Raw genomic sequence first — 22,037 nt, 5'->3', positions numbered from 1 at the left:
GGGAGTCGGGAGTCGGGATTGGGGAATCGGGATTGGGGAATCGGGAATCGGGAATCGGGAATCGGGAATCGGGAATCGGGAATCGGGAATCGGGAATCGGGAATAGCGTTGCGCCGCTCGATGAGCTACTTCCAACGTGTCGAACTGCATCAGTATGCGGGAGAGCCGCTTTTCCGATTCTCCATTCCCGATTCCCGATTCCAATCAACCCAGCAGGCGACGCACCTTCACCAACGCAGCAACGAAGCGCTCGATCTCGTCATGCGTGTTGTAGAACGCCAGCGAGGCGCGGCAGGTGGCGGCGACGCCGTAGTACTGCAGCAGCGGGTGCGCGCAGTGCTGGCCCGAGCGGACCGCGACGCCTTCCAGGTCGAGCAGGGTGGCCAGGTCGTGCGCATGCGCGCCCTCGATCAGGAACGACACAACAGCGGCCTTGTCCGGCGTGGTGCCGAAGATGCGCAGGCCGTCGATGCGCTGCAGTTCTTCGGTGAAATGCGCCAGCAGCTCGGCCTCGCGCGCTTCCACGTGCGCCAGCCCGACCGACTCCAGGTAATCGACTGCCGCGCCCAGGCCGATGAAACCGGCGATGTTGGGCGTGCCGGCTTCGAACTTGTGCGGGGCATCGTTGAACACCGTGCCCTCGAAACTGACTTCCTTGATCATCTCGCCGCCGCCCAGGAACGGCGGCATCGCCTGCAGGTGTTCGCGCCGTGCCCACAGCGCGCCGGTGCCGGTGGGCCCGCACATCTTGTGGCCGGTGATGGCGTAGAAATCGCAGCCGATGCCGGCCACGTCGATACGCCGATGCGGCGCGGCCTGCGAGCCGTCCACCACGGTGACGATGCCGCGCTTGCGCGCCTCGCGGCAGATCTCGCGCACCGGATTGACCGTGCCCAGCACATTGGACACATGCGTGATCGCCAGCAGCTTGACCTCCGGCGTCATCGCCTTGCGCAAGGCATCCAGATCCAGCGCGCCGTCCGGGGTGATCTCGGCCACGCGGATGCTCGCGCCGGTGCGTTGCGCCACCAGTTGCCACGGCACGATGTTGGCGTGGTGCTCCATGCGCGAAATCAGGATCACATCGCCAGCGCCCAGGCGCGGCAGCGCCCAGGAATAGGCCACCAGATTGATTGCAAAGGTCGTGCCGCTGCACAGCACCAGTTCGTCGGCGCGCACGTTGAGAAAGCGGGCGAGCTTGCTGCGCGCGCCTTCGAAGGCGTCGGTGGCCTCGGTGCCCAGCGCATGCACCGCGCGGCTCACATTGGCGTTCTGGCGACGATAGAACTCGTCGGTCGCGGCGATGACCTGCAGCGGCTTCTGCCCGGTGTTGGCGTTGTCGAAATAGATCAGCGGCTTGCCATGCACCTGCCGCATCAGCAGCGGAAAATCCGAGCGCACGCGCTCCCAGTCCGGCGCGGCCAGTTGCGTGGCGGCGGGCGCGTTCATGCCACGCCTGCCGAGGCCAGTGCGCGGTCTAGCTGCAGCGCCAGCACCGCACTCAGCGCGGCGGGGAGCACGCGCAGCGGCTCGTGGCAGAACGCCGCGCTCAACAAACGCTGCGCCTCGGCCTGCGGCAGACCGCGCGAGCGCAGATAGAACAAGGCGTTGTCGTCGAGCTGGCCGACGGTGGCGCCATGCGCGGCCTGCACTTCCTCGGCATCGATCACCAGCACCGGCTGGGTGTCGATCTCGGCATTGGCCGACAGCAGCAGGTTCTTGTTCGACAGTCGCGCGTCGGTGCCATCGGCGCCCGGACGGATGTTGATGCCGCCGTGGAAGACCACCCGGCTGCGATCGGCGCCCACGCCGCGCCAGACCAGCTCGCAGGTGGTGTCGCGTGCGATGTGCGCGATGCCCAGCCGTGTATCGACATGGCGGCGGCCGTTGCCGAGCAGCACGCCATTGGCGGTGAGCTGGGCATTATTGCCTTCCAGGCGCACGTTGAGCTCGTGGCGCGACAGGTTGGCACCCAGTTCCAGGTCCACTCGCTGGTAGCGCGCATTGCGCGCCAGCACCGCATCGGTGCGCAGCAGCGACGTTGCGTGCGCGCTGTCGGCCTGCATGCGGGCATGCGACAGCACCGCATCCTGGGCCAGATGCACATGCATCAGGCTGTTGTGCAGATGCGCGGCATCGCCGACATGCAGGTGGTGCTCGACCACGTTCAGTGCCGCGCCGGCGCGTAGTTCGATCAGATGGCGGTGGTGCCAGGACAGGTCGTGCTCGCCGGCCACGCCGATGAAGACCAGATGCAGCGGCGCCTCGATCTGCGCGCCGTCCTGCACGCGCACCAGCACGCCTTCGTCGGCAAGTGCGGCGTTGAGACGCGCAAAGATTTCATCGCTGCCGTCGAAACGGCGGCCGAGCAACTGCTGCGCCTCGTCGCCGGCGGCCAGCGACGCAGACAAGGTGTCCAGCTGCACGCCATCCGGCAGCGTCGACAGGTCGCTCAATGCGTCAGACGGGCGGCCGTTGACGAACACCAGCCGCGGCGACGGGATCTCGTCCAGCAGCGCGGCGTCGATCAGCGTCGGCACCAGCGGCGCGGGCTGGAAGCTGCGCCGCTCCAGCTGCCGCAGCGAGGTGTATTTCCAGGCTTCGGCGCGCGGGCCGGGCAGGCCGGCCTGCAGCGCGGCATCGAGTTCGACCCGGCGCGCATCGTTACCGCTGAAGCCGCGGGCGAGGGATTCCAGCAGGGCGCTCATCAGGCAGCCGCCTCGGGCACCACGCGGTCCTTCAGGAAGTGGTAGCCGTGCTTTTCCAGCTCCAGCGCCAGTTCCGGGCCGCCGCTCTGCACGATGCGGCCTTCGGCCAGCACATGCACCACGTCCGGGGTGATGTAGTCGAGCAGGCGCTGATAATGGGTGATCACCAGGAACGAACGCTCCGGCGAGCGCAGCGCGTTGACGCCGTCGGCCACGCTCTTGAGCGCATCGATGTCCAGGCCCGAATCGGTCTCGTCCAGGATGGCGAGCTTGGGCTCGAGCACGGCCAGCTGGAAGATCTCGTTGCGCTTCTTTTCGCCACCGGAGAAGCCTTCGTTGACGCCGCGATGCAGCAGCTCATCCTTCAGATGCAGCACGGCCAGTTTCTGCCGCACCAGCTTGAGGAACTGCATCGAATCCAGCTCGTCCTCGCCACGTGCCTTGCGCTGTGCATTGAGTGCGGCGCGCAGGAAATAGGTGTTGTTGACGCCGGGGATTTCCACCGGGTACTGGAAGGCCAGGAACAGGCCGGCGGCGGCGCGTTCTTCCGGCGGCAGCTCGAGCAGGTCCTTGCCTTCGAACTGCACTGTGCCGGCGCTGACTTCATAGCCGTCGCGCCCGGCCAGCACGTTGCCCAGCGTGGATTTGCCCGCGCCATTGGGCCCCATGATGGCGTGCACCTGGCCCGGCTGGATGTCCAGCGACAGGCCCTTGAGGATGTCTTTGCCGGCGATGCTGGCGTGGAGGTTGTTGATCGTAAGCATGGGAATAGGGAATCGAGAATAGGGAATGGGTAATGCGTAATGCGAGACGTTGGCGCGGCAAGGAGCAGGAAAGAGAACCGATACCGATTCTCCATTCCCCACTCCCGATTCCGTTGGCGTCAGCCGACGCTGCCTTCCAGCGAGACTTCCAGCAGCTTCTTGGCTTCCACCGCGAACTCCATCGGCAGCTCGCGGAACACCTGCTTGCAGAAGCCGTCGACGATCAGCGACACCGCGTCTTCCTGGCTGATGCCGCGCGCGCGGCAATAGAACAGCTGGTCGTCGCTGATCTTGGAGGTGGTGGCCTCGTGCTCGACGGTGGCGCCGGGATTCTTCACCTCGATATAGGGGAAGGTGTGCGCGCCGCACTGCTTGCCGATCAACAACGAGTCGCACTGGGTGTAGTTGCGCGCGCCGTCGGCATTGCGGTCCACCTTGACCAGACCGCGATAGGTGTTCTGCCCGCGGCCTGCACTGATGCCCTTGCTCACGATCTTGCTCTTGGTGCGCTTGCCGATGTGGATCATCTTGGTGCCGGTGTCGGCCTGCTGACGGTGATGGGTCAGCGCCACCGAGTGGAACTCGCCGACCGAGTCGTCGCCGAGCAGCACGCAGGACGGATACTTCCAGGTGATCGCCGAGCCGGTTTCGACCTGGGTCCAGGTGACCTTGCTGCGCGCGCCACGGCATTCGGCACGCTTGGTGACGAAGTTGTAGATGCCGCCGCGGCCTTCCTCGTCGCCCGGGTACCAGTTCTGCACGGTCGAATACTTGATCTCGGCATCTTCCAGCGCCACCAGCTCGACCACCGCCGCGTGCAGCTGGTTTTCGTCGCGCATTGGTGCGGTGCAGCCTTCCAGATACGACACATAGGCCTTGTCCTCGCACACGATCAGGGTGCGCTCGAACTGCCCGGTATGGCCGGCGTTGATGCGGAAGTAGGTGCTCAGTTCCATCGGGCAACGCACGCCCGCAGGAATGAACACGAAGCTGCCGTCGGAGAACACCGCCGAGTTGAGCGCGGCGAAATAGTTGTCGCCGACCGGCACCACGCTGCCCAGATACTGTTTGACGATCTCCGGATGTTCCTTGATCGCCTCGGACATCGAGCAGAAGATCACGCCCTTTTCGGCCAGTTCCTTGCGGAAGGTGGTGCCGACCGAGACCGAGTCGAACACCGCATCCACCGCCACGCCGGCCAGCCGGGCGCGCTCGTGCAACGGCACGCCGAGCTTGTCGTAGGTGTCGAGCAGTTCCTTGGGCACGTCGTCCAGCGAGGCGTACTTCGGGCCCTTGGGCGCGGAGTAATAGCTCAGCGCCTGGAAGTCGATCGGCGAGACCTTCAGCTTCGCCCATTCCGGCATCGGCATCTTCAGCCAGTGGCGGTACGCCTCAAGACGCCAGTCGGTCATCCATTGCGGCTCGTCCTTCTTGGCCGACAAGGCACGGATGACGTCCTCGTCCAGGCCGGGCGGGAGCGAGTCCGATTCGATCTCGGTGATGAAGCCGGCGTCGTAGCGTCGGCCCAGCCGTTCGATAATTTCGGCATTCTGCGGGGGTGCAAGTTCGGTGGCCATCGGGCTGCCTACAGGGTCAGGTGGTCGCGACGCGTGCGGCGATGGAACGCCGACGGCTGTCGCCAGGGAGAGAGAGGGGCTGCAACATCTGTGCGAGCGTGACGCGACGCAATGCATCGCCGACCACGTCGTTGATCAGGCGCCAGTTGGAACGCACCCCGCATGTCTGCGCGATGCCGCACTGGCTGTGGTCCTGGCTGCATTCGGTGATCGCCAGCGGGCCTTCCATCGCCTCGACGATTTCCACCAGCGTGATCTCGCTGGCCGCGCGCGCCAGCCGGTAGCCGCCGTGCACGCCGCGCAGCCCTTCGACCAGGCCCGCCTGCGACAGCGGCTTGAGGATCTTGCTCACGGTCGGCGCTTCCAGGCCGGCCTGCTCGGCAAGTTCGCTGGCGCTGAGCACCTGGCCGCAGCGCGCTGCCAGGACGGTCAACACGACGGTGGCGTAATCGGTGAGTTTGGTGACGCGCAACATGAGGAAGGCGATAAATCCGAAAGCGGACCGAAATTGTACGCTTTTAGCCGGGGCAGGGCCACCTGCCTGGTTCAGCCGCCGGCAAGCAGCAGCCGTTGCGGGTACTGCTGCGCTTGTGCTTGGCGCATCGTCGCGCTGCAGTCACAATGAGCGGCCCCATCACTGGACCCCTTCATGTCGCGCAAAGTTGCCGCCCGCAAGTCACGTATCCACGGCAATGGCATGTTCGCCCTCGCCGCGCTCCGCAAGGGCGAGCGCATCATCCAGTACAAGGGGCGCCTGCGCACGCACGCGGAAGTGGATGCCGATGACACCGGCGATGTGGAGAGTGGCCATACCTTCCTGTTCACGCTCAGCGACGACTATGTGCTGGATGCCAATTACGAAGGCAATGTCGCGCGTTGGATCAACCACAGCTGCAATCCCAATTGCGAAGCGGTGATCGAAGAGGCCGAAGGCGACGACCGCAGCAAGGACAAGATCTTCATCGAGGCCAAGCGCGCGATCAAGGCCGGCGAAGAGCTCACCTACAACTACGGCATCACCCTGGCCGAGCGGCATACGCCGCGTTTGAAGAAGATCTGGGCATGCCGCTGCGGGTCGAAGAACTGCACCGGCACGATGCTGCAGCCCAAGCGCTGAGTACCGGTGTTCCAGCGTCGCACTGACGCGGCGCACACATCGATTCACTCATGCGCAACAGGCGCACGCCTAGCGTGCGGGCTTCTTTTCAGTAAGGAGTCCCCGCATGTCGTATTCGCTCTCCGGCAAGACCATCGCAGTGCTGGCCACCGATGGCTTCGAACAATCCGAACTCATTGAGCCCAAGCGCCTGCTGGAATCCTGGGGCGCCAAGGTCGACGTGATTGCGCCCGGCGACGCTGCGCAGATCCGCGCCTGGAACAAGAACGACTGGGGCGATTCGGTGCCGGTGGACCAGCGCCTGGATCAGGCCAAGGTCGACAACTACGATGCGCTGGTGCTGCCTGGCGGGGTGCTCAACCCCGATACCTTGCGCGGCGACGCCAAGGCGATCGCATTCATCCAGGCCTTTGCCAGCGCCGACAAGCCGGTTGCCGCGATCTGCCACGGCCCGTGGCTGCTGGTGGAAAGCGAGCTGGTTCGCGACCGTGACGTCACCTCGTGGTCGTCGGTCAAGACCGACCTGCGCAATGCCGGCGCACGCTGGCAGGATGCGGAGGTAGTTGTCGACGGGTCGCTGATCACCAGCCGCAAGCCCGACGATATCCCGGCCTTCACCGCTGCAGTGGCCAAGGCCCTGGTGGCCTGATCGGTCCCTTGCAACGTTGAGATGAAAACAAAGGCCCAGCGTGTGACGCCGGGCCTTTGTCTTGATTCGATGGCCGTTCGCGCAGGTTAGAGCGACGGCATGACGGCGCGTTTCAAGTCTTGCGTCGCAACTGGCGCGTCAACCTATTTCCCGGACAGTGCAGCGGCCGGCACCAGTTGCTCGATGTTCTGGTTGAAATTCACCGCGACGCGGCCGTTCTGGATGCCGACCGACTCCACCTGCACATTGCCCATCACCGCCGCGATGGCCGGGTCGATACGATAGATCGGCTCCTTGCGCGCGTAATCGGCGAGCCAGGCATTGAGCAGCTGGCGGGTGCTGTGGTCGAGTTTTGCACCGGCGTTGGCCGGGCGGAAATCATCGATGGTGGGTTGGTCGAGATAAAAGCCCTGCTTGGCCGTGTCGTAGCGCAGTGCGCTGGTCAGGGTCACATTGCCGACCGGCGCAGGCGCGCCGCCGGCAGTGGCGAGCGCCAGGTCGAAGGCCATCTTGAGCCGGTCGCCCGGCGGCAGCGACAGTGCCGGATTGCTGACCGTCATCTCCACCAGGCCGCCCAGCGCATCGTGCGTCTGCGGGAAGCGGCCACCCAGGAATTGCTGCAGGTCGCTGCCCTGTACGCTGATCTGGTGTCCCTGGATCTGCGGCGTTGCCCACGCGCTGGTCGTGGGTAGCGCCAGAGCGAGGGCAAGCATGGATCCGGCAAGCGAACGCAGTTTCATCGGGTGACTCCGGCAACAGGTGCGATCACATTAGTCGTTGCCGGTGAACCGTGGGTTAGCGCAATACCGGGTGCAGGGTGGCCGAGTAGATCTCCCAGTCGTCGCTGCCGCTGCGCGGCTGCAGCCGGTAGGCGCCGACCAGGCGTTGGGTGCCGGTGTCGGTGCGCACGATCAGTTGCACCGGCACTTCGATCCGGCGCGGGGGCTGTTCCTGATCCAGTGCGATGGGCGCGTCGTTGTTGATACGCATCGACTGGATATTGCCGATACCGCGCAGCGCCGCATCGTCCGGCACCGGCGCAGGGCGACCGCCGCTCCACAGTGCATCGGCATCGCCACGTGCCGCACCTGGCAACGCGCCCAGGTATCGCTGCACGGTCGCGCTTGCTTTGGCGAAGTTGGCGCGCGCAACCGCATCCTCAGGGGTGGCATCGCTTGTGGGTCGCGCGGGCGTGTTGTCTGTGGTGGCGGCACCCGGCGTTTGCGTCGCCGCGGCAACGTGCGAGGACGCTGCCGCGTTGCTCGTTTCTTCGTCAGCGCTGCGATGGCAACTGCAACCGGCGATTGCCGTTGCCAGCATGACAATCCCCAACCCACGCATGGCGCATCTCCCGTCCCCGATGCGCGCAGTGTAGCGGTCGCCGCGACGCCGGTCTCAGGTGCCGGCGGCCGGCTGCACGCGTTGCAGGCGTTCCAGCAGCAACTGCAGTCTTGGCCGCAAGGCCTCCAGTGCATCGCTTGGCTGCGCGCGCGGGCGGGCGGCCAGGTCTTCCAGCAGCTGCGAGCCGACCGTCAGCGCCGCGCATTCGTCGCTGCTCAGATCGCGTCTCAGATGCAGCTCCTCGAGCAGCCGCATCCAGTCGGCCCGCGAGCGCTGTTCGAATTCGATGGTGCAGCGATCGCTGCAGGGGCGGCCATCGCTCTCGATGGGCGTGACCGTAATGCGATAGCGTTTTCGGGACATGGAGGGGGGGCGTCGTTCCTTGGGCTGACTCCACCATAGGCGTAGCCAGCAACGGCCTCGATAGCTCAGGCCATGACGCAGTGTTCCAGCATGCTCACTGTGCAGGCTGTGGCACGGGTTTGCGCAGCAGCGGCAGTGGATCGTACGCACCGTTGCGCCCATAGACACCATAGTGCAGATGCGGCGGCGTGCCGCGCGCGTTGCCGGTGGTGCCGACCATGCCGAGCGGTGTGCCGGGCTCGACGACATCGCCAACGGCAAGCCCGGCGGCCCAATCGTCCAGGTGCGCGTAGTAATGGCGTTCCATCGCCGGCCCGAGCACCCAGACCTGCTTGCCGCCCAGGCCTTGATCGCGGATGGCGCTGACCACCCCGCGTGTCGAGGACAGCACCGGCGTGCCGCGCGGCGCGAAGATATCCAGGCCGGCATGGCGTCGGTCGCGACCGCGCGGTGCGCCGAAGGTGTCGGCGATGCGGCGCGCCTGCACGCCTTCGACCGGAACCGACAATCGCACGGGTGGCGGCATGCGCGACAGCTCCCAACTGGTACGCAGTTGTTCGGCAATCGGCAACTGCCATGCCCAGCGTGCGGCCACACCCAGGGCGCACAGCAGCGCGATCGACACCAGCAGCCGGCGCACCCGGCGCGCGGGGCTGCGGGTTGCCGATGACGGCGGTGTGGCTGGGCGAGGAGACGACGGATCGGTCACATGCACCTGCTGCGTTGCAAATCAGCGTGCAGGGTAGGCAAGCGGCGATGAGCGGCATGTGGGGAGTGATGCGGGCGGTCACGCGCGCGCAAAAAAAAGACGGCCCGCAGGCCGCCTTCGTGACAACGCAGGCGTGCTCGATTAGAGCGCGGCGTCCTTCAACTTCTTCAGCAGGCGAGCCTTGACCTTGAAGCTGGCCGGCTTCGCTGCAAAAGTCTGCTCTTCCTTGGTGAACGGGTTGATGCCCTTGCGCTTCGGCTTGGCCGGCACATGGACGCTGGTCAGCTTCAGCATGCCCGGCAGGGTGAACGAGCCGGCGCCCTTCTTGCTCAGCGACGAATGAGCGGCCGATTCCAGCGTAGCCAGAACGGCGCGGACGTCCTTCGGAGCCAGCTGGGTGGATTCGGCAATGTGCGCGACCAGGCCGGTCTTGCTCAGCGCTTCCTTGATCGGCTTCGGCGCAGCGGACTTGGCAGCAGCGGCCTTGGCCGGCTTTGCGGTCTTGGTCGCGGCGACCTTTTTCACTGCCTTCTTGGGGGCAGCCTTCTTAGCGGCGGTTTTTGCCATGAGTTATGTGTTCCGTGATCGTTGGTGGTGTTGGGTCTGCCGACCCAGTCGGCAACGCGAAATGTAGGGCAACTGCTGCGCGCCGCCAATAGGGAAACGATGAAACAACCGAAAAAAAGCGTCTTTTGACGGGGATTCGTTCACCGGCGGCAGAAAACCTCCGCGAAAGCGCTGTCGACACGGCTGCGATGCGCAGGGCGATGCGGTGTCTGACGCATAGCAGCAGATCGTTTGCGCGAAGCCATGTGTGCGTTTTGCATCATGCTCGGCGCTGAGGATTGGCTACGGCGTGCAGCTGGCGGTGGCGTTCGCTGCCGCGATCAGCGTTGCTGCGTGGCTACGCGTTGCAGGAGACGTCTGGCGTCGCTGGCTGTTGGTGCGTGATTCCTGAGGCCTTGTTTTGACCCGACGAGCCGCTGCGTTTGTCTCGCTGCTGCCGTGTGCGCCCGTCGCGTGCGCCGGGTTTTTTCGCGCCTGACAGGCGCCGACGCGCTGTATGTGGTGACGGCTTAACTACGCAACTGCAGCTGCACTCCCGCGAGCGGCACGGCCGGCCGCTGCAAGACATTTCTGCTTTGGACGATGTCCTATCAACGGTCGACTAATCATTGGCCGCAGACAGGCTGCGGCCGCGCTCGGTCGCTGCGGCAATCGCCTTGGCGGTGAGCGCTTCGAACTGGCCGGCCTGAAATGTCTCGATTGCCGCCTGCGTGGTGCCGTTGGGCGAGGTCACCCGGCGGCGGAGCAGCGCCGGTGCTTCGCCCGATTCGGTCAGCATGCGCGAGGCACCGAGCAGGGTCTGCAGCACCAGCGTGCGTGCGGTGTCGGCTGGCAGGCCTTGCGCCTGTGCGGCGGCTTCCATCGCTTCGGCCAGCAGAAACACATAGGCCGGCCCGCTGCCGGAGACCGCGGTCACCGCATCCATCTGCGCCTCGTCGTCGATCCAGACGGTGACGCCGGCGCTCTCCAGCAGGCCGGTTGCCTGCGCGCGTTGCGCGTCAGAGACGCGTGGATTGGCATACAAGCCGGTGACGCCGGCACCGAGCAGGGCGGGTGTGTTGGGCATTGCACGCACCACCGCAAGCTCGCCGCCGGACCAGCGCTCCAGCTGCGGAGCGGTGATGCCGGCGGCGATGGACAGCAGCAGCGGCTGCTGCGCCTGCGCAAGATCGGCCAGCTGCGCGCAAACCGCTGGCAGCACCTGCGGCTTGACTGCCAACACCCAGATGGCTGCGCCGTCCACGGCGCTGCGCGCCTGCTCCACCGCATGCACGCCGAAGTCGCGCGACAGCGCATCGCGCAGTTCGGCCACCGGCTCGGCGACGCGGATGCTGGCCGCGGGCACACCTTGGCGGATCAGCCCGGCAATCAGGCTGCGCGCCATGTTGCCGCCGCCGACGAATGCGGTGATTGCAGCAGAAGGCGCGGGCGAGGAGGGCAGAGTCATTGCGACACCTTAAGTAAGAGGAAACGGCGATGTGCTACGCGAGGCCGATCGGAATCGAGGGTCAGGACGCCGCGGCAGCCGACGAGCCGCGTTCGCCGAACAACGCAGTCCCGACCCGCACCATGGTCGCGCCGGCCGCGATCGCTTCGGCAAAATCCGAGCTCATGCCCATCGACAAGGTATCTACCTGCGGGTAGCGGCGCTTGAGCTCTTCGAACAGTGCCTGCATGCGGGTAAACGCCGCCATGCGGCGCGCCTGCTCGGGAAACGGCGCGGGGATCGCCATCAGGCCGCGCAATTGCAGCCGCGGCTGCAGCGCGATTGCCGCGGCCAGGCCGTCGACCGCCTCCGGCGCGCAACCATGCTTGCTGTCCTCGTCGTCGATGTTGACCTGGATCAGCACATTCAACGGTGCGCGACCGGCCGGCCGGTGGTTGGCCAGCGGCGCGATCAGCTTGGCGCGGTCCACGGTCTGCACCCAGTCGAACCACTGGCTGGCCAGTTCGGCCTTGTTGGATTGCAGGTGGCCGATCAGATGCCACTCCAGTCCCAGCGTCTGTAGTTGGGCGATCTTGGTTTGCGCTTCCTGCACGTAGTTTTCGCCGAATGCGCGCTGGCCCTGCGCCGCCAGCGTGGCAACCGCGTCTGCCGGCCGGGTCTTGGACACCGCCAGCAGGCGCACATCGGCGCGTGCGTGCCGAGCCGCGGCGGCGTGGATGGCATCGAGAATCTGCTGCAGCGACGAAGCCGGCACGTGGCAATCCAGGCGGGAAAGGAACGCTATAGTGCCGCCCCCGGCTGCGTCCTTCCAGCCGGCGCGTCGGATCGGGCTGGCCGATGACGCTGCAATGGCGCCAGCCCGCGCCGAACCCGCCCACAGGCGGGGCGTGCTGGCGATTGGCACGCAGCTGGCCCAGGCAAGGACCGTGCCCGCACCGCGGCCGCAAACCAACGCCTTCAGGCGCGCCCGACGGCGCCGGCCTGAACCGGCCGCGCGCCGCTTCCCGCCAGCACCCAGAACGCTATACTGCCGCTCGGGGAGTACCTTCCAATCGCAGCCTAGGGGAAAAGCAGCGCATGGATATCGCTGAACTATTGGCGTTTTCCGTCAAAAACAAGGCATCGGACCTGCATCTGTCGGCCGGCTTGCCGCCGATGATCCGTGTCGATGGCGATGTCCGTCGCATCAATATTCCGGCCCTGGACCACAAGCAGGTGCACGCGCTGGTCTACGACATCATGTCGGACAAGCAGCGTCGCGATTACGAGGAATTCCTCGAGGTCGACTTCTCGTTCGAGATTCCGTCGCTGGCACGCTTCCGCGTCAACGCGTTCAACCAGAACCGCGGCGCCGGTGCGGTGTTCCGCACCATTCCTTCCGAAGTGCTGACGCTGGAAGACCTGGGCTGCCCGCCGATCTTCCGCCAGTTGATCGACCAGCCGCAGGGCCTGATCCTGGTCACCGGCCCGACCGGTTCGGGCAAGTCGACCACGCTCGCCGGCATGATCGACTACATCAACAAGAACGAATACGGCCACATCCTCACCGTCGAGGATCCGATCGAATTCGTGCATACCTCGCAGAAGTGCCTGATCAACCAGCGCGAAGTGCACCGCGATACGCACGGCTTCAACGAGGCGCTGCGCTCGGCGCTGCGCGAAGATCCGGACATCATCCTGGTCGGCGAATTGCGCGACCTGGAGACCATCCGTCTGGCGTTGACCGCCGCCGAAACCGGCCACCTGGTGTTCGGCACCCTGCACACCAGCTCGGCGGCCAAGACCATCGACCGCATCATCGACGTGTTCCCGGCCGGCGAAAAGCCGATGGTGCGCTCGATGCTGTCCGAGTCGCTGCGCGCGGTGATTTCGCAGGCGCTGCTGAAGAAGGTCGGCGGCGGACGCACCGCCGCCTGGGAAATCATGGTCGGCACTCCGGCCATCCGCAACCTGATCCGCGAGGACAAGGTGGCGCAGATGTATTCCTCGATCCAGACCGGCCAGCAATACGGCATGCAGACGCTGGACCAGCATCTGCAGGACCTGGTCAAGCGCAGCCTGATCACGCGCAACCAGGCACGCGAGTACGCCAAGGACAAGCGGATATTCGAGTGATTCGGGAATAGGGAATCGGGAAAGGGGAATCGCGAAAGCACGCACCCCTGACCGGTCCCGGCTCCCGGCTTTTCCAATTCCCGATTCTCGATTCCCCATTTCCGGCTCCGAAGGAGCACGCCATGAGCACCATCGACTTCACCTCCTTCCTCAAGCTGATGGCGCACCAGAAGGCGTCGGATCTGTTCATCACCTCGGGGATGCCGCCGGCGATCAAGGTGCACGGCAAGATCAGTCCGATCACCCAGACCCCGCTGACCGCGCAACAGAGTCGCGATCTGGTGTTGAACGTGATGACGCCGTCGCAGCGCGAAGAATTCGAAAAGACCCACGAGTGCAATTTCGCCATCGGCGTGTCCGGGGTCGGGCGCTTTCGCGTGAGCTGCTTCTACCAGCGCAACCAGGTCGGCATGGTGCTGCGCCGGATCGAAACGCGCATCCCCACGGTGGAAGAGTTGAGCCTGCCGCCGGTGATCAAGACGCTGGCGATGACCAAACGCGGCATCATCATCTTCGTCGGCGCCACCGGCACCGGCAAGTCCACCTCGCTGGCGGCGATGATCGGTTACCGCAACCAGAATTCCACCGGGCACATCATCACCATCGAAGACCCGATCGAATTCGTGCACAAGCACGAGGGCTGCATCATCACCCAGCGCGAAGTCGGCATCGATACCGACAGCTGGGAAAACGCGCTGAAAAACACCCTGCGCCAGGCGCCGGACGTGATCATGATCGGCGAGGTGCGCACCCGTGAAGGCATGGATCATGCTGTGGCCTTCGCCGAAACCGGCCATCTGGTGCTGTGCACCCTGCACGCCAACAACGCCAACCAGGCGATGGACCGCATCATCAACTTCTTCCCGGAAGACCGCCGCAACCAGTTGCTGATGGATCTGTCGCTCAATCTCAAGGGCGTGGTCGCGCAGCAGTTGATTCCGACCCCGGATGGCCGCGGCCGCCGCGTGGCGATGGAGATCATGCTGGGCACACCGCTGGTGCAGGACTACATCCGCGACGGCGAGATCCACAAGCTCAAGGAGATCATGAAGGAGTCCACCAACCTGGGCATGCGCACCTTCGACCAGAGCCTGTTCGAGCTGTACCAGGCCGGTGAGATCAGCTACGAAGACGCGCTGCGCTACGCCGACTCGCAGAACGAGGTGCGCCTGCGCATCAAGCTGTCGCAGGGCGGCGACGCCAAGACCCTGGCGCAGGGCCTGGATGGCGTGGAGATCGCCGAGGTTCGCTGAGCGCCTGCAGGAGCGCTGCACGCCGTGGCGGATGGCCAGGCGTGCATGGAAGGAAGCGGGATGGTCTGCGCTGAATCCGATCCAGCGTGCTGCTTGCAGCTGTTTCGCACGCGATGCCGGCGGCGGGCGCCGCCATGGCCGATGACCGTGCAACGTCGCAACGCACACGTGGGGTGATGTTTCAGATGTAACCAGGCGGGCCGATAGTGTCTAATATCCGCACCCCACCGCAGTGCCCAGCCCGTGAGCCTTCCCGATTCCGATCTCCGTCCGGAGCAACAGCCGTTGCCCGACGACGGCACAGTGATGACTTCCGGTCCGTTGACGCCGCCACCGGATTCGGCCGGCACCCCGGCTGACGACCACGCGTTTCACCACTCGGTGGCCGAGGACGTGCAGGGCATGGTGCTGGCGACGCTGGTGGCTTCGCTGGGCCTGGCGATCTTCGCCAAGGGCGGCCTGATGATCGGCGGCATGGCCGGCGTGGCGTTTTTGCTGCATTACGCGCTGCACTGGAACTTCGGCCTGGTGTTCGTGCTGGTCAACCTGCCGTTCTATTGGCTGAGCGTGCGCCGCATGGGCTGGGAATTCACCCTGAAGACCTTTGCCGCGGTGGGCGCCTGCGGTGCGCTCACCGACCTGCTGCCGCGCTGGGCCGATTACGCGCACATCAACACGCTGTTTTCGGCGATCGTCGGCGGCGCGCTGGCGGGCCTGGGCATCCTGTTCTTCATCCGCCATCGCGGCAGCCTGGGCGGCATCGGCATCCTGGCGGTGTACCTGCAGCGCGAGCGCGGCTGGAGCGCCGGCAAGGTGCAGATGAGTTTTGATGCGATGCTGATGCTGGTCGCCTTCAGCGTCCTCACCCCGGACAAGGTGCTGTACTCGGCGCTGGGTGCGTTGATGCTGAGCCTGGTGCTGATGTTCAATCACCGCCCGCATCGTTATATGGGCGTTTGATTCAACGCGCCGTTGGTGACGCTGCGATCGGCAGCGGCACCCATCACGCCGAAGCGGTATATGCGCATGCCCGCGGCAGCTGCGGCAGGGCAACTGCCTGCCGGCGTCTGCGCGCTGATGCCGCCGTTAGGCCTTGCCGTGCTGCAGCCACGGCGGCGACAGCGCCTGGATGCGTTTAAACACCGGGCAATCGGCATGGTGCGCGCCGGGCAGGTAGCCCAGGCTCATCAGGAACTCGCCGGTGATCTCGCCGCCGGTGAAGCGGAAGGTCTTCTTGAACAGCTTGACCCAGGCGGCTTTGTCGAGCGGATGCTGTGCATCCAGCCATTGCGCGAAACTGCCGTGCGAGGCGCGTAACTGCTGGATGACCTGCGCATTGTGGATGGTCGCCAGCACCTTCAACCGGTTGCGGATGATGCCGGCGTCGCCGAGCAGCCGCGCAATGTCGCTCTCGCCATAGGCGGCCACCGTGTCCACGTCGAAGCCGTCGTAGGCGCGCTGGAAGTTGCTGCGCTTGCGCAGGATGGTTTCCCAACTCAGCCCGGCCTGATTGATCTCCAGCACCAGGCGCTCGAACAGCTCGCGCTCCTCGCGCTGCGGAAAGCCGTATTCGTGGTCGTGGTAGTGCCCGTGGACCGGATGCCCGGGGGCGATGCTGCAGTAGCCGCTCATGAGATGCCTGTTGTAGGTGGAGCAGGTGTAGGTGGACCAGCGGCCGGCGCGATGGCCGGGAGTCCGGCCCGCCACGATAGCGACCAAACAGCGACGCGTGGGTGCACGCATCGACTGCGGTGCCGTAGCAGATCGATCGCAGCACGGCGCAGCCTCGAGGTCCGCGCCGCGCAGCCGCCAGCAATCTGAACGGGCCGGCCTTGCCTGCCGGCTGCCATCGGTGGTGTCTGCAGGGCCGCTGTCCATCGGCGGCATCGGCAGTCCGGTGCCGCCGGCGTGCAGCAAGTATGGCAGCGGCTCTGCGCGCGGCGAAGCGAACGGCTAGAATGCGGCCATGTCTGTTTTGCCCACGCCTCTGGCCAACCAACTGCTGATCGCGCTTCCGGCGCTGTCCGACCCCACCTTTTCGCGCAGCGTCGCGCTGATCTGCCAGCACGACGAGAACGGCGCCATGGGCGTGCTGGTGAACCGGCCCTCCGAATACACGCTGGGCGAGGTCCTGTCGCAAATGGGCATCGATACCGTCGACGAGCACCTGCGCGAGCAGATCGTGCTCAGCGGCGGGCCGGTGCACCCGGAGCGCGGTTTTGTCATCCACGACGATGCGCGCGACTGGGATTCCAGCCTGGAAGTGGGGCAGGGTGTCTACCTGACCACCTCGCGCGACATTCTCGAAGCCATGGCGGCCGGCGAAGGCCCGCGCAATGCGCTGGTGGCGCTGGGCTGTGCCGGCTGGGGGGCGGGCCAGCTGGAATTCGAACTGGGCGAGAACAGCTGGCTGACCGCGCCGTCGGATGCCAATGTGCTGTTCGCCACCGCGCTGGAAGATCGCTGGCAGACCGCTGCCGGGCGCATCGGCGTGGACCTGTTCCGGCTGACGGATTATTCCGGGCATGCCTGAGGCGGGCGCGATCCGCCCGGATGGCACGGTGCTGGGCTTCGACGTGGGATCGCGCCGCATCGGCGTGGCCATCGGCACTGCGCTCGGCGCCGGTGCGCGTGCAGTTGCCGTCATCAATGTGCATGCCAATGGCCCGGACTGGGTCGCGCTGGATCGCGTGCACAAGCAATGGCGCCCCGACGGCCTGGTGGTCGGCGACCCGCTGACCCTGGACGACAAGGACCAACCCGCACGCAAGCGTGCGCATGCCTTCGCCCGCCAACTGCGCGAGCGCTATGCGCTGCCGGTGGTGCTGATCGACGAGCGCTCCAGTTCGGTCGAAGCCGCGCAGCGCTTCGCGCGCGAGCGCGCCGACGGGCGCAAGCGCCGCCGCGATGCCGAGGCGCTGGACGCGATGGCGGCCGCGGTGATCGTCGAACGCTGGTTGGCCGCGCCCGACCAAGCCACTCTTCTTCCCTGACACTCCCGACCTGCGATGACCACCATGCAACTCGATTCGGACGGACGCCTGCGCCACCTGCTCACCCTGGAAGGACTGCCGCGCACCACGCTGCTGCAGCTGCTTGATCGTGCCGGCCAGATCCGCGATGCGGCGGTAGGGCGCGTGGGCAAGCGCAGCGTGCTCGCTGGCACCGCGGTGTGCACGCTGTTCTTTGAACCGTCCACGCGCACGCGCAGCTCGTTTCATCTGGCTGCGCAGCGACTCGGCGCGGACGTGCTCAACTTCGATGCCTCCACCTCGTCCACCCGCAAGGGCGAGACCGCGCGCGACACGCTGAAGAACCTCGAGGCGATGGGCGTACGCGGCTTTGTGGTGCGCCATCCCGACGACGGTGCGGTGGAAGCGCTGGCCGCGGCCGCAGGCGAGGGCACTGCCTTGATCAACGCCGGTGACGGACGCAGTTCGCATCCCACCCAGGGCCTGCTCGACATGCTCACCTTGCGTCAGGCCAAGGGCACCGATTTTTCCAAGCTCAAGGTGGTGATTGTCGGTGATGTGAAGCACTCACGCGTTGCGCGCTCGGACCTGCATGCGCTGCGCACGCTGGGCGCCGGCGAGATCCGCGTCTGCGGTCCGGCCAGCCTGCTGCCCGACGACGACATGCTGGATGGTTGCGTGGTCGGCCAGGACTTCGACGCGATGCTGGAAGGTGCCGGCGCCTTGATGATGCTGCGCCTGCAGCGCGAGCGCATGGAAGAGGGCCTGGTGCCGTCGCTGGAGCAGTACCACGCCGACTACGGGCTGACCCGCGAGCGCCTGGCACGCGCCGGCCGCGACGCCGCCGTGCTGCATCCGGGCCCGATCAACCGCGGTGTGGAAATCACCGACGAAGTCGCCGACGGCGCGCAATCGTGCGTGCTGCGCCAGGTCGCCAACGGCGTGGCGGTGCGCATGGCCGTACTGGAAACCCTGCTGGGTTGAGCGAGCCCGGCGACGCGACCGCGCACCCACAATGCGGTCGCGGTCGCCGCCGGCCGAGCGTCTTCGCGCAGACGCTCGCAAAACCCTTGCCATCAGAACGCGCACACGGCCTGCTCTTACGATTCCTGATTCCTGATTCCTGATTCCTGATTCCCGATTCCCGATTCCCGATTCCCGATTCCCGAATCCAGGCACCACGCCATAACATCCACTCGCCTATCGTGGCCGCTCCTTTCATCGCAGGAGATCGCAATGGGTATTTCGCGTCACGCCACCGCTCACTGGGAAGGCGACCTCAAGACCGGCAAGGGCCAGCTCAGCACGCCGCAAAGCGGGCTGATGGACAAGACCCGCTACGCCTTCAGCAGCCGCTTCGGCGACGAGAAGGGCACCAACCCGGAAGAGCTGATTGCCGCCGCGCACGCCGGCTGCTTCACCATGGCACTGTCGGCACAACTGAGCGAAGCGGGTTTTCCGCCGACCTCGCTGGATACGCGCGCAGACGTGGATCTGTCGATGGAAGGCGGCCCGCAGCTGTCGCAGATCCGCCTCAAGCTCAAGGCCGTGGTGCCGGGGATTGACGAAGCCAAGTTCCGCGAGCTGGCCGACACCGCGAAGAAGAACTGCCCGGTGTCCAAGGCGCTGAGCGCCGTGCCGATCAGTCTGGAAAGCGAATTTTCCAACCAGGCGTGATCCCCTTGCGTGCGCCGGCGATGGCTGTCGGCGCACGCAGCTGGCGGCGACCTGAATAGGGCGTTGCAAGGGCGGTTTGGTTCAGGGCGGTTTCACTGGCGCAGGCCGAGCATCGGCAGCGTGTCCTCCCTGTGAAGCTGCTGCAATGAAAACTCTTGTGCTTGGTGCTCTGGTGATGGGTCTGGCAGTTGCAGGCAATGCAACGGCGCAGCGCTATGACAGCGGCTACAACGGACGTGGCAGCTATGAGGATGGTCGTTACGAATATGCGCGGGTAGTGCGCGTGGACCCGATCATCGTGACCGATTCGTACAACGAGCGCAGCAGCGAACGCTGCTACAACCGCCCGGCCGATGGCTACTACACCCGCAACGACGGCTACTACCGCGATGGCGGCAGCTATGGCCAGGCCGGTGTATCCAACCGTGGCGTGGCCAGCGTGATCGGCGGTATTGCCGGTGCGGTACTTGGTAGCCAGGTCGGTGGTGGCAATGGCCGCCTGGTCGGCACCGCGGTCGGCACCATGGCAGGCGTCGCAGCGGGCCGCTCGATCTACGAAGCCAATAATCGCAACTACCAGGGCAATGTCAGCGTCTGCGAGCCGGTGTCCTACCGGCGCGAACGCGATCGTGTCGATGGCTATGACGTGACCTACGAATACGCGGGCCGCACCTATCACACGCGTAGCGACTACAACCCCGGCGACCGCATCCGCGTGCGCGTGGACGTGCGCCCGGACTGACCGCTGCGGTGCCGCACGCTGCGGTCAGGCGATCGACATGGCCGGTTGAATGACGAAAACGCTGCGGGCGACCGCAGCGTTTCTTGTTTCCGCGCAGGCACTCTTCAGCCTGCGGGATCAGGTGCGATCACGCCCAATCCAGCGTGCCGCGGATCACCGTCTGCACCTGGCCGCCAGACCACACATCGCCATTGGCGTCGATGCGCAATTCCAGCAAGGCGTCGAAGCCGATCTCGCGGCCCTGGCTGACCACGTAGCGACGTTCTTTGCCAGGCAATGCCTGGCGGCCGTCCAGCCAGGCGGCGAGCACTGCATTGGCCGCGCCGGAGGCGGCATCTTCGAAGCGCCGGCCATTGCCGACGAAGGCGCGTACCGCCAGATCGTAGGCACCGGGCGCTGCGGCGCGGGCATAGGCGAACACGCCCATGCTGCCGGTGGATTCGGCCAGCGCGGCGATCGCGTCCCAATCCGGCTGCAGGCCGCGCAGCGCCGCTTCGCTGGCCAGTTCCACCACCCACCAGGTGCGGCCGCCGTCCATCAAGGCGGGCGGCAGGCTGCCGAGTGGCCAGCCGCGCACCGCATCGCGCAGGCGCGGGTCGTCGGCCTCCACCTGCTCGGCCACGCGCGCACGCGGGGTGCGGATGGCGATGCTGCGATGGCCCGCGATCTGCTCCACGCGCAGCGGCAACTGGCCGGCGATGCCATCCTGGATCAGCACGCCGTCGTCGGGCGCGGCCAGGCCGGCTTCCAGCACCGCGTGGGCGGTGCCGACGCTGGGGTGGCCGGCAAACGGCACTTCCTTTTGTGGCGAGAACATCCGCAGCCGATAGCTGCTGTGCGCATCCGGCGCCGCAAACACGAAGGTGGTTTCCGGCAGCTTGGTCCAGCGTGCGATGGCCTGCATCGCGGCATCGTCCAGGCCTTGGGCATCCAGCACCACTGCCAGCGGGTTGCCGCTGCCGGGGCGGGCGGAGAACACATCCAGTTGCAGGAAACGGCGGGTGGTCATGGTGGCGGGTCCGCGAACAGGGCGCGGCAGCTTACCAATCGATGCGGCCTTCGATCACTTGCCTGGTCGTTCCGCCGATCCAGACTTCGCCTTCGTGATCCACCTCCACGTGCACACGGCCGTCGCGGCCGACTTCGCGCCCCTGGCTGGCGACATAGCGCGACACCTGGCCCGGCACGCGGCCTTCGCCGTGCAGGCGCGCGGCAATGCAGGCATTGGCGCTGCCGGTGACCGGATCTTCCGGGATGCCGTCGCCGGGGCAGAAGGCGCGCACCACGAGGTCCGCATCGCCATTGGCCTGCGGGGCGTAGATGGCCAGGCCGGTGGCTGCGCTGGCCTGGGTCAGGCGGCTGATCGCCGCCAGATCGGGCATCGCCTGGCGTACCGCCTGCGCGTCGGCCAGTTCCAGCAGCCACCAGCCGGGGCCGTTGTTCCACAGTGCGGCCGGGCGTTCGGCCATGCGCAGGCCGGCGCAGGCCTCGTGCAATGCCGCAACATGCGCATCGCCGGTTTCGACTGCTTGCGCACGCGGTGCCCGCAGCCGCACCAGCAGGGCGCCATGCCGGTCGATCACCTCTACGGGCAGTACGCCGGCGGCGCATTGCTGGCGCATCCGGCCATCAGGCTTGAACGCCACCAGCCCGTGCGTTGCCGCCGCCCACGCCGCACCCACGCTGGGATTGCCGGCGAACGGCAGCTCGGCGCGTGGCGTGAAGATACGGATGTGGTAATCCGCATCGGGCGCGCTGACCGGCAGGAAAAAGATCGTCTCCGACAGGTTCAGCCAGGCGGCCATCTGCTGCATCTGCTCTGACAACAACGTCTGTGCATTAAAGACCACGCCCAACGGATTGCCGTGGCCATCCTGGCCGCCGAACACATCCAGTTGCAGGTAGCGGTGCTTGCTCATGGGGAATGGATCTCGGTCGATGGAAGGCGCGTCGATGGTTGCAGCGCAAACCGTTGCGGTGATGGCCGTGGCTGCCGGCAGGCTGTGACCGTACACGGGGTCATGCGGGCGGCATTG

At 66.1% G+C, this 22,037-nt stretch carries 25 protein-coding genes; 10 read left to right on the top strand and 15 right to left on the bottom strand.

The window, feature by feature from the left end:
- Positions 1-204 precede the first annotated feature (204 nt).
- From KHN93_RS14625 to KHN93_RS14605, 5 genes are all read right to left on the bottom strand, one after another.
- Positions 205-1,449 (bottom strand): cysteine desulfurase, encoded by a 1,245-nt coding sequence (locus KHN93_RS14625; protein WP_102253733.1) that lies wholly within the window; start codon positions 1,447-1,449, stop codon positions 205-207.
- Positions 1,446-2,708 carry a Fe-S cluster assembly protein SufD gene (sufD, locus tag KHN93_RS14620; RefSeq protein WP_104559352.1) on the bottom strand — a complete coding sequence of 421 codons (1,263 nt, stop codon included), beginning with the start codon at positions 2,706-2,708 and terminating at the stop codon, positions 1,446-1,448. The genes KHN93_RS14625 and sufD overlap by 4 nt, the downstream gene beginning before the upstream one ends.
- Positions 2,708-3,472, bottom strand: a complete 765-nt coding sequence (sufC, locus tag KHN93_RS14615; RefSeq protein WP_039519836.1) for a Fe-S cluster assembly ATPase SufC — start codon at positions 3,470-3,472, stop codon at positions 2,708-2,710. Before sufC ends, sufD begins: the two co-directional genes overlap by 1 nt.
- Positions 3,473-3,591: 119 nt before the next feature.
- A complete protein-coding gene (gene sufB, locus KHN93_RS14610; protein WP_016902344.1) occupies positions 3,592-5,049 on the bottom strand; it encodes a Fe-S cluster assembly protein SufB in 1,458 nt (485 codons plus the stop codon).
- 16 nt (positions 5,050-5,065) lie between these two features.
- A complete protein-coding gene (locus KHN93_RS14605; RefSeq protein WP_016902345.1) occupies positions 5,066-5,524 on the bottom strand; it encodes an SUF system Fe-S cluster assembly regulator in 459 nt (152 codons plus the stop codon).
- A 174-nt stretch (positions 5,525-5,698) separates the two neighbouring features.
- Between KHN93_RS14605 and KHN93_RS14600 the strand changes: the two genes are divergently transcribed.
- On the top strand, positions 5,699-6,166 hold the full coding sequence (locus KHN93_RS14600) for an SET domain-containing protein (protein WP_016902346.1): 468 nt from the start codon (positions 5,699-5,701) through the stop codon (positions 6,164-6,166).
- Positions 6,167-6,272: 106 nt separating this feature from the next.
- Positions 6,273-6,815, top strand: coding sequence for a type 1 glutamine amidotransferase domain-containing protein (locus KHN93_RS14595; protein WP_211920524.1), 543 nt, complete (start codon positions 6,273-6,275; stop codon positions 6,813-6,815).
- Positions 6,816-6,958: 143 nt separating this feature from the next.
- Here KHN93_RS14595 and KHN93_RS14590 read toward each other — a convergent pair whose 3' ends face one another.
- From KHN93_RS14590 to KHN93_RS14560, 7 genes are all read right to left on the bottom strand, one after another.
- Entirely contained in the window at positions 6,959-7,555 is a 597-nt protein-coding gene (locus tag KHN93_RS14590; RefSeq protein ID WP_016902348.1) for a YceB family lipoprotein, read from the bottom strand.
- Positions 7,556-7,610: 55 nt separating this feature from the next.
- Positions 7,611-8,135 (bottom strand): hypothetical protein, encoded by a 525-nt coding sequence (locus KHN93_RS21790; RefSeq protein ID WP_425512209.1) that lies wholly within the window; start codon positions 8,133-8,135, stop codon positions 7,611-7,613.
- 75 nt (positions 8,136-8,210) lie between these two features.
- Positions 8,211-8,519: a DUF3861 family protein gene (locus KHN93_RS14580; protein WP_065032567.1), complete on the bottom strand. Its 309-nt coding sequence runs from the start codon at positions 8,517-8,519 to the stop codon at positions 8,211-8,213.
- A 94-nt stretch (positions 8,520-8,613) separates the two neighbouring features.
- Positions 8,614-9,234 (bottom strand): M23 family metallopeptidase, encoded by a 621-nt coding sequence (locus KHN93_RS14575; protein WP_211920522.1) that lies wholly within the window; start codon positions 9,232-9,234, stop codon positions 8,614-8,616.
- 135 nt (positions 9,235-9,369) lie between these two features.
- The gene (locus KHN93_RS14570) at positions 9,370-9,795 is read right to left on the bottom strand and encodes an HU family DNA-binding protein (RefSeq protein WP_026064288.1); all 426 of its coding nucleotides are present in this window, start codon (positions 9,793-9,795) and stop codon (positions 9,370-9,372) included.
- Positions 9,796-10,396: 601 nt separating this feature from the next.
- The gene (proC, locus tag KHN93_RS14565) at positions 10,397-11,242 is read right to left on the bottom strand and encodes a pyrroline-5-carboxylate reductase (RefSeq protein ID WP_047129058.1); all 846 of its coding nucleotides are present in this window, start codon (positions 11,240-11,242) and stop codon (positions 10,397-10,399) included.
- Between the two features lie 61 nt (positions 11,243-11,303).
- On the bottom strand, positions 11,304-11,996 hold the full coding sequence (locus tag KHN93_RS14560; RefSeq protein ID WP_104559355.1) for a YggS family pyridoxal phosphate-dependent enzyme: 693 nt from the start codon (positions 11,994-11,996) through the stop codon (positions 11,304-11,306).
- A 323-nt stretch (positions 11,997-12,319) separates the two neighbouring features.
- Between KHN93_RS14560 and KHN93_RS14555 the strand changes: the two genes are divergently transcribed.
- From KHN93_RS14555 to KHN93_RS14545, 3 genes are all read left to right on the top strand, one after another.
- Positions 12,320-13,357, top strand: coding sequence for a type IV pilus twitching motility protein PilT (locus KHN93_RS14555; protein ID WP_003489919.1), 1,038 nt, complete (start codon positions 12,320-12,322; stop codon positions 13,355-13,357).
- 122 nt (positions 13,358-13,479) lie between these two features.
- Positions 13,480-14,610 carry a PilT/PilU family type 4a pilus ATPase gene (locus tag KHN93_RS14550; protein ID WP_016902355.1) on the top strand — a complete coding sequence of 377 codons (1,131 nt, stop codon included), beginning with the start codon at positions 13,480-13,482 and terminating at the stop codon, positions 14,608-14,610.
- A gap of 285 nt (positions 14,611-14,895) precedes the next feature.
- On the top strand, positions 14,896-15,570 hold the full coding sequence (locus KHN93_RS14545) for a YitT family protein (RefSeq protein ID WP_016902356.1): 675 nt from the start codon (positions 14,896-14,898) through the stop codon (positions 15,568-15,570).
- A 126-nt stretch (positions 15,571-15,696) separates the two neighbouring features.
- On the opposite strand, the gene KHN93_RS14540 is transcribed toward KHN93_RS14545, so the two are convergent.
- Positions 15,697-16,242 (bottom strand): DNA-3-methyladenine glycosylase I, encoded by a 546-nt coding sequence (locus tag KHN93_RS14540; RefSeq protein WP_104559356.1) that lies wholly within the window; start codon positions 16,240-16,242, stop codon positions 15,697-15,699.
- 334 nt (positions 16,243-16,576) lie between these two features.
- Between KHN93_RS14540 and KHN93_RS14535 the strand changes: the two genes are divergently transcribed.
- The 5 genes from KHN93_RS14535 (at position 16,577) to KHN93_RS14515 (ending at position 20,001) form a co-directional block, all read left to right on the top strand.
- Entirely contained in the window at positions 16,577-17,143 is a 567-nt protein-coding gene (locus KHN93_RS14535) for a YqgE/AlgH family protein (protein ID WP_011051924.1), read from the top strand.
- Complete coding sequence (gene ruvX, locus KHN93_RS14530; RefSeq protein WP_024939388.1) at positions 17,136-17,603, top strand: Holliday junction resolvase RuvX; 468 nt, start codon at positions 17,136-17,138, stop codon at positions 17,601-17,603. Before KHN93_RS14535 ends, ruvX begins: the two co-directional genes overlap by 8 nt.
- Positions 17,604-17,618: 15 nt before the next feature.
- The gene (locus KHN93_RS14525) at positions 17,619-18,566 is read left to right on the top strand and encodes an aspartate carbamoyltransferase catalytic subunit (protein WP_211920520.1); all 948 of its coding nucleotides are present in this window, start codon (positions 17,619-17,621) and stop codon (positions 18,564-18,566) included.
- 252 nt (positions 18,567-18,818) lie between these two features.
- Positions 18,819-19,259, top strand: a complete 441-nt coding sequence (locus tag KHN93_RS14520) for an OsmC family protein (protein WP_016902361.1) — start codon at positions 18,819-18,821, stop codon at positions 19,257-19,259.
- Between the two features lie 145 nt (positions 19,260-19,404).
- The gene (locus KHN93_RS14515) at positions 19,405-20,001 is read left to right on the top strand and encodes a glycine zipper 2TM domain-containing protein (protein ID WP_047129054.1); all 597 of its coding nucleotides are present in this window, start codon (positions 19,405-19,407) and stop codon (positions 19,999-20,001) included.
- A gap of 127 nt (positions 20,002-20,128) precedes the next feature.
- Here the strand turns inward: KHN93_RS14515 and KHN93_RS14510 are convergent, their stop codons facing one another.
- Both KHN93_RS14510 and KHN93_RS14505 read right to left on the bottom strand, forming a co-directional pair.
- Positions 20,129-21,010, bottom strand: a complete 882-nt coding sequence (locus tag KHN93_RS14510) for a PhzF family phenazine biosynthesis protein (protein ID WP_104622966.1) — start codon at positions 21,008-21,010, stop codon at positions 20,129-20,131.
- Positions 21,011-21,041: 31 nt separating this feature from the next.
- Positions 21,042-21,920: a PhzF family phenazine biosynthesis protein gene (locus KHN93_RS14505; protein WP_211920518.1), complete on the bottom strand. Its 879-nt coding sequence runs from the start codon at positions 21,918-21,920 to the stop codon at positions 21,042-21,044.
- Between the last annotated feature and the right edge of the window lie 117 nt (positions 21,921-22,037).

Origin of the sequence: Xanthomonas arboricola pv. juglandis, assembly GCF_905367715.1 — a bacterium.
GTDB lineage: Bacteria > Pseudomonadota > Gammaproteobacteria > Xanthomonadales > Xanthomonadaceae > Xanthomonas > Xanthomonas arboricola.
The sequence above is the reverse complement of the archived record's forward strand: the minus strand, read 5'-3'. Positions and strand labels throughout refer to the sequence as shown.

Bases quoted from the DNA above. Each gene is read 5' to 3' on its own strand.
- KHN93_RS14625 (WP_102253733.1), bottom strand. From the start codon at position 1,449: ATGAACGCGCCCGCCGCCACGCAACTGGCCGCGCCGGACTGGGAGCGC.
- sufD (WP_104559352.1), bottom strand. From the start codon at position 2,708: ATGAGCGCCCTGCTGGAATCCCTCGCCCGCGGCTTCAGCGGTAACGAT.
- sufC (WP_039519836.1), bottom strand. From the start codon at position 3,472: ATGCTTACGATCAACAACCTCCACGCCAGCATCGCCGGCAAAGACATC.
- sufB (WP_016902344.1), bottom strand. From the start codon at position 5,049: ATGGCCACCGAACTTGCACCCCCGCAGAATGCCGAAATTATCGAACGG.
- KHN93_RS14605 (WP_016902345.1), bottom strand. From the start codon at position 5,524: ATGTTGCGCGTCACCAAACTCACCGATTACGCCACCGTCGTGTTGACC.
- KHN93_RS14600 (WP_016902346.1), top strand. From the start codon at position 5,699: ATGTCGCGCAAAGTTGCCGCCCGCAAGTCACGTATCCACGGCAATGGC.
- KHN93_RS14595 (WP_211920524.1), top strand. From the start codon at position 6,273: ATGTCGTATTCGCTCTCCGGCAAGACCATCGCAGTGCTGGCCACCGAT.
- KHN93_RS14590 (WP_016902348.1), bottom strand. From the start codon at position 7,555: ATGAAACTGCGTTCGCTTGCCGGATCCATGCTTGCCCTCGCTCTGGCG.
- KHN93_RS21790 (WP_425512209.1), bottom strand. From the start codon at position 8,135: ATGCTGGCAACGGCAATCGCCGGTTGCAGTTGCCATCGCAGCGCTGAC.
- KHN93_RS14580 (WP_065032567.1), bottom strand. From the start codon at position 8,519: ATGTCCCGAAAACGCTATCGCATTACGGTCACGCCCATCGAGAGCGAT.
- KHN93_RS14570 (WP_026064288.1), bottom strand. From the start codon at position 9,795: ATGGCAAAAACCGCCGCTAAGAAGGCTGCCCCCAAGAAGGCAGTGAAA.
- proC (WP_047129058.1), bottom strand. From the start codon at position 11,242: ATGACTCTGCCCTCCTCGCCCGCGCCTTCTGCTGCAATCACCGCATTC.
- KHN93_RS14555 (WP_003489919.1), top strand. From the start codon at position 12,320: ATGGATATCGCTGAACTATTGGCGTTTTCCGTCAAAAACAAGGCATCG.
- KHN93_RS14550 (WP_016902355.1), top strand. From the start codon at position 13,480: ATGAGCACCATCGACTTCACCTCCTTCCTCAAGCTGATGGCGCACCAG.
- KHN93_RS14540 (WP_104559356.1), bottom strand. From the start codon at position 16,242: ATGAGCGGCTACTGCAGCATCGCCCCCGGGCATCCGGTCCACGGGCAC.
- KHN93_RS14535 (WP_011051924.1), top strand. From the start codon at position 16,577: ATGTCTGTTTTGCCCACGCCTCTGGCCAACCAACTGCTGATCGCGCTT.
- ruvX (WP_024939388.1), top strand. From the start codon at position 17,136: ATGCCTGAGGCGGGCGCGATCCGCCCGGATGGCACGGTGCTGGGCTTC.
- KHN93_RS14525 (WP_211920520.1), top strand. From the start codon at position 17,619: ATGACCACCATGCAACTCGATTCGGACGGACGCCTGCGCCACCTGCTC.
- KHN93_RS14520 (WP_016902361.1), top strand. From the start codon at position 18,819: ATGGGTATTTCGCGTCACGCCACCGCTCACTGGGAAGGCGACCTCAAG.
- KHN93_RS14515 (WP_047129054.1), top strand. From the start codon at position 19,405: ATGAAAACTCTTGTGCTTGGTGCTCTGGTGATGGGTCTGGCAGTTGCA.
- KHN93_RS14510 (WP_104622966.1), bottom strand. From the start codon at position 21,010: ATGACCACCCGCCGTTTCCTGCAACTGGATGTGTTCTCCGCCCGCCCC.
- KHN93_RS14505 (WP_211920518.1), bottom strand. From the start codon at position 21,920: ATGAGCAAGCACCGCTACCTGCAACTGGATGTGTTCGGCGGCCAGGAT.